Genomic DNA, 5,145 nt, shown 5'->3' with positions numbered 1-5,145 from the left:
TACTCCAATCACCTTCCCAGAGGACGAAAGCTTCGACATCGGACGAGACACCCGCACTGGAGTTGCGCTGGTGGAGTATCGCTACGACGCCCCTTTCGAGTTCTCCGGGAAAATCGACAATCTGACCTTCGAACTGGAGCCGTAAAATGAGACGCAGGCGACGCTCTAAAGTCTGTCAGCCGTACGATAACCCTGGAAGCAACTGGTGGTCTAGTCCATGAAATGGGCACTAATGGTCGCGGCTGTCGGCGAAGCTGCCACCGGAGTGGCGCTTCTAATCGTTCCGTCTGTTGTCGGAGAGTTGTTGCTCGGCGAGGCATTGACCGGCATTGCGACATCCGTCGCCCGCGTGGCAGGCATAGCCCTTATCGCATTGGCGGTAGCCTGTTGGCAACCCTTGGTCGGCATGTTGACCTACAGCACAGCCATGACGCTGTATCTCGTATACCTCGGTTTGGTGGGCGGATTGACGGGCGTCCTCTTATGGCCCGCGGTCACGCTTCATGCAATTTTGTCAATCCTTCTCGGTCGTGCCTGGCTTTCCGCGCCTGAGCCAAGATAAACCAGTTTTCGGTTGTCAATGAATGTCTGCCATCGGGAAAGGCCGGAATGTACTTGGTCTCAGTGTCTCACCTACCGCGCAGGCCGGGATGTCGTCGAGGCAAGGCGGGCCATCGACAAACTGAAAGAAGAGCGGGACGGATTCTCGTAAAAACCAAAATGTGGGCATAACTCCGGGGAGCCAGCTGGAATGACGAGGTCTGCGCAGCCTAACTTCGGTTCGACAAGCAAAAGGGAGTCATTCCCTTTTTGGCCCAAGATGCCATCGCATTCGGCCATGGAGGCACCCTACAGCGCGATTCGAGGGGTGGCGGTAGAATGAAGCTTGCAAAAGCTCCTTGCCGCTCCAAGGCAAAACAATACTAATTGGTCAAATCCGCGAAACGCGGCTTCCCATAAATAATTGATTTTATTTAGATTTATGGTGCCCCCGGAGAGACTCGAACTCCCGACCCTCTGATTACAAATCAGATGCTCTACCAACTGAGCTACAAGGGCAGCGGCGTCCGCTTAGCATAAACCTTGGCGCTGTAAAATGAAAAAACTGCCCGGAATGGCAATTTCGCATTCTTTTTTGAATGCTCGGTGTTTTGCCAGATCGGGCGTGCCGTGCTAGGCGATAGCCGCGCGGTCGTCGCAACTTGCGACGCGCGAACAAACGGCGCTGCATTCGCAAGGGGTGGCGCAGAGCAGTGCGTATTCGGATGTGCAGGCGGCCATGAACCGAAAAATTGAAACATTTGCCTTTGTTTCCTCAGGCACCCCCGATTCCGACGAGGCAGTGCACGACCTTTCCCGGATCTACGGCCAAACAGAAACGCGCAATGCCGATGTCATCGTCGCGCTCGGCGGCGACGGCTTCATGCTGCAGACGCTGCAGAACTACATGAACCAGGGAAAGATTATCTACGGCATGAACCGCGGTTCCGTCGGCTTTCTCATGAACGAGTACAGGGAAGAGGGGCTGAAGGAGCGGATTGAGGCGGCCCAGGCTGAAACCATCCGCCCCCTAAAGATGGTGACGGAGACAATGGATGGCGAGACCTTCACGGCTTTCGCTCTCAATGAAGTATCGCTGCTACGCCAGTCCTACCAGGCGGCGAAAATAAGGATTAGCGTCGACGGACAGGTCCGGCTTGAAGAGCTGATCTGCGACGGCGTCATGGTGGCAACGCCCGCCGGGTCGACCGCCTATAATCTCTCAGCGCAGGGTCCGATCATCCCGCTTGATGCGCGCCTCCTCGCCCTCACCCCTGTTTCAGCGTTTCGCCCGAGGCGCTGGCGCGGCGCCCTTCTTCCTAACCGCGTGACCGTCCGCTTCGATATCCTCGAACCCGAGAAGCGGCCGGTCAATGCCGTCGCCGATCATACCGAAGTAAAGTCGGTGCTCACGGTTAGGGTTGAAGAAGCTTTGCAGATGCGCGTGACCATTCTGTTTGACAAGAACCATTCCTGGAACGAGCGAATTCTCAAGGAACAGTTCCTTTATTGACAACATTGGAATAAATTCGCGCTCAATTGTAACAAACTCTTAAATGTGACCTGCGCCAAGAGTTGACTTTTGCTCCCCTGCACCGTAACGCCATTCAAGCAAAACGCTGTGCAATTCCAAAGACCATAGCAATCGCTGGTCGGATTATGGACACAATCAGCACCGACTGCAGATAGAAAGTTAAACCTCCGTTGACCACCTTTGCCGATCTGGGCCTTTCACCGAAAGTGCTCAATGCTGTAGAAGCAGCAGGATATACAATTCCGACCCCGATCCAGGCTGGCGCCATTCCGCATGCGCTGCAACGCAAGGACGTCCTCGGCATCGCCCAGACGGGAACGGGCAAGACCGCTTCTTTCGTACTTCCGATGCTCACCCTGCTCGAACAGGGCCGCGCCCGCGCGCGGATGCCGCGCACGCTCATTCTCGAGCCCACGCGCGAACTTGCGGCGCAGGTCGAGGAGAACTTCGTCAAATACGGCAAGAACCACCGTCTCAATGTTGCCCTGCTCATTGGCGGCGTATCGTTCGACGACCAGTTGCGCAAGCTTGAACGCGGCGCCGATGTTTTGATCGCGACGCCCGGGCGTCTGCTCGATCATTTCGAACGCGGCAAGCTGCTTTTGAGCGCCGTCGACATTCTCGTCATCGACGAGGCAGACCGCATGCTCGACATGGGGTTCATTCCTGACATCGAACGCATCTGCAAACTGATCCCATTCACCCGGCAGACGCTGTTCTTCTCCGCGACCATGCCGCCGGAAATTACCAAGCTCACGGAACAATTCCTGCATTCACCGGCCCGTGTCGAAGTGGCGAAAGCTGCGACCACGGCAAAGACCGTCGAACAGAAGCTGGTCAAATCCGGCAAGAAGGATTGGGAAAAGCGCGCGGTACTGCGTGACCTCATCCGCGCCGAGGACGAAGGCCTGAAGAACGCGATCATCTTCTGCAATCGCAAGAAGGATGTATCGGAGCTCTTCCGCTCCCTCGTCAAGCACGAGTTCGACGCTGGCGCCCTCCATGGCGACATGGATCAGCGCGCACGCACGACCATGCTTGCGAACTTCAAGGATGGCAAACTCAAGATTCTGGTGGCATCCGACGTTGCCGCCCGCGGCCTTGATATTCCTGATGTCAGCCACGTCTTCAATTTCGACGTGCCGATCCATTCGGAAGACTATGTGCACCGCATCGGCCGCACGGGTCGCGCCGGACGCTCCGGCAAAGCTTTCACGATCGTGACCCCCGCCGATACCAAGCATCTTTCATCCATTGAAAAGCTGATCGGCGAAGATATCAGCTGGCTCGACGGAGACCTTTCCACCCTGCCCGCCCCCACGGAGACGGACGAAGCTCCGCGCCGCGGCCGCCGCAAGAGTGAGCCCAAGCGCAAGCCGCGCAATGAAGGCCGCGAACGCGAGCGCCCGCAATCGGAAATCGATATTCTGGCAGCCGCTGAAAAGGCAAAGGACGCGGAAGAAGCGCCAGTCATCGCGGAAGTTCCTGTAGCGCCGCGCAACGCTGAAAAGCCGCACAGGGCCGCGATCAAGGCCGACAATGAACAGCGACGTGGCAAGACAGCGCATGCCGAGCCTCGCCGCGACCATCGGCGCGAGCGCGACGACCTTGGCTCAGCGCCCGTCGGCTTTGGCGACGAGATCCCCGCCTTCATGTTGATCGACACCAAAATCTAAAACTCAGTTAGATACCCGGTCTTGTCGAATCCATTGTTGCTCGCAAAACTCTGCGGCAGAGATTCGGTTCAAACAGGAAGGGCCTCCAACTTGGAAACTCCGGGCGTCGGATGCGGCATGGTTTTCCTGAACCGTGGCCGTATTCTCCTGCTGAAACGAAAGAAGAGCCCGGAAGCGGGCTCTTGGGGCATTCCGGGGGGGAAAGTGGATTTCCTCGAGACCGCGGAGCAAGCCGTTCGCCGTGAGGCGCTTGAAGAAACCGGACTGGAAGCGGGTGTCATTCGTCTCCTTGGATTAAGCGAACAGTTGTTCCACGAGGAAGGACAGCATTGGCTCGGTATCCTGTTTCTGGCGGAGACCTATAGCGGCGAAGCCCAACTTCTCGAACCGGAAAAACATGGCGGTCTCGGTTGGTTTCCACTGGACGACCTGCCCGCCAAGGTTACGCTGCCGACCACGCATGCGATCGACCTGATGCGCAAACGAGAATGCCCGCAAGGGTAGTGCTATTTCCTGGCACGCAGCGACGCCTCGTAGGCCCGCTTTGCCCATTCCGTCATGATGTCGGGATCATCGAACGCGTCATCGGGAATCGACCAGTACGGCATGTCCACTGGCTTGTTCTTGCCCGTATAGCGCCATTGCCGGCAGCCTGCCGCCACAAAATCGGGCGATGAGGTATTATCGGCCTTGAGAAGGATTTTATCGTCGACTTCAAGCGCGATAATCAAACCGTTGAAATAAATACCTTTGCCGCCAAACATACGCTTGATGGTCACGGGGCCGAGTCCGGAGAAGAGATCGTGAATTGCATCATTGTCCATGCGCCAACTATTGCAGGACAAGAACGGCGCGTCACGCCTAATTTGGCAGGAAGCTAAGAAGCAGCCGAGGCCAATGCTTCGGGCTTTGCCGGCGTCAGTTCCACCGATTCTCCGCAGCCGCAGGCCGATGTCTGGTTGGGATTGTTGAAAACGAATCCCGTGCGCAGCGTCGTCACCTCGAAATCCATTTGCGTACCGAGGAGATACAAGACGGCTTCCGGCGCGACATAGACCCTCGCGCCGTCCCTTTCGACAATGTCGTCACCTGGCTTTGCCTCGGTGACGAGGTCGATCATGTATTCCATTCCCGCGCAGCCGCCCTTCTTGATGCCGACGCGGATCCCGAGCGCGTTCTCGCGCGCCGCCACGATTTCGCGGACGCGATTTACCGCAGCTTCAGTCAACGTCATGACAGAAAAACGACCCATTTCTCATCTCTCTTCTTCGAGATCGCGGAACGATCACACATTACCATAGTTAATGTTACACAACCGTCACCGCAAGTGTTCAAACTGTCCCGGCCAACAATTGAGAGGCGGAGAGCCATGAACTATCGCCATCTTGTGTACTG

At 56.9% G+C, this 5,145-nt stretch carries 6 protein-coding genes and 1 tRNA gene; 4 read left to right on the top strand and 3 right to left on the bottom strand.

Going from position 1 to position 5,145, the window contains the following annotated elements; genetic code table 11:
• Window positions 1–217: 217 nt before the first annotated feature.
• Entirely contained in the window at window positions 218–562 is a 345-nt protein-coding gene (locus AAAB35_RS04050) for a hypothetical protein (protein ID WP_340666944.1), read from the top strand.
• A 421-nt stretch (window positions 563–983) separates the two neighbouring features.
• Here AAAB35_RS04050 and AAAB35_RS04045 read toward each other — a convergent pair.
• Window positions 984–1,059: transfer RNA gene (locus AAAB35_RS04045), tRNA-Thr, on the bottom strand.
• Between the two features lie 220 nt (window positions 1,060–1,279).
• On the opposite strand from AAAB35_RS04045, the gene AAAB35_RS04040 reads away from it, so the two are divergent.
• The 3 genes from AAAB35_RS04040 (at window position 1,280) to AAAB35_RS04030 (ending at window position 4,254) form a co-directional block, all read left to right on the top strand.
• Window positions 1,280–2,053, top strand: a complete 774-nt coding sequence (locus tag AAAB35_RS04040; RefSeq protein ID WP_340666943.1) for an NAD kinase — start codon at window positions 1,280–1,282, stop codon at window positions 2,051–2,053.
• Between the two features lie 191 nt (window positions 2,054–2,244).
• A complete protein-coding gene (locus AAAB35_RS04035) occupies window positions 2,245–3,750 on the top strand; it encodes a DEAD/DEAH box helicase (protein WP_340666942.1) in 1,506 nt (501 codons plus the stop codon).
• A 90-nt stretch (window positions 3,751–3,840) separates the two neighbouring features.
• Entirely contained in the window at window positions 3,841–4,254 is a 414-nt protein-coding gene (locus tag AAAB35_RS04030) for an NUDIX domain-containing protein (protein WP_340666941.1), read from the top strand.
• Between the two features lie 2 nt (window positions 4,255–4,256).
• On the opposite strand, the gene AAAB35_RS04025 is transcribed toward AAAB35_RS04030, so the two are convergent.
• Together AAAB35_RS04025 and sufA are read right to left on the bottom strand one after the other, a co-directional pair.
• The gene (locus AAAB35_RS04025) at window positions 4,257–4,574 is read right to left on the bottom strand and encodes a TfoX/Sxy family protein (protein WP_340666940.1); all 318 of its coding nucleotides are present in this window, start codon (window positions 4,572–4,574) and stop codon (window positions 4,257–4,259) included.
• 53 nt (window positions 4,575–4,627) lie between these two features.
• On the bottom strand, window positions 4,628–5,002 hold the full coding sequence (gene sufA / locus AAAB35_RS04020; RefSeq protein WP_340666939.1) for a Fe-S cluster assembly scaffold SufA: 375 nt from the start codon (window positions 5,000–5,002) through the stop codon (window positions 4,628–4,630).
• Window positions 5,003–5,145 lie beyond the last annotated feature (143 nt).

The sequence above is a fragment of the Phyllobacterium sp. genome (genome assembly GCF_037994425.1).
Taxonomy (GTDB): domain Bacteria; phylum Pseudomonadota; class Alphaproteobacteria; order Rhizobiales; family Rhizobiaceae; genus Phyllobacterium.
This window is presented reverse-complemented; position numbering and strand designations above follow the sequence as displayed.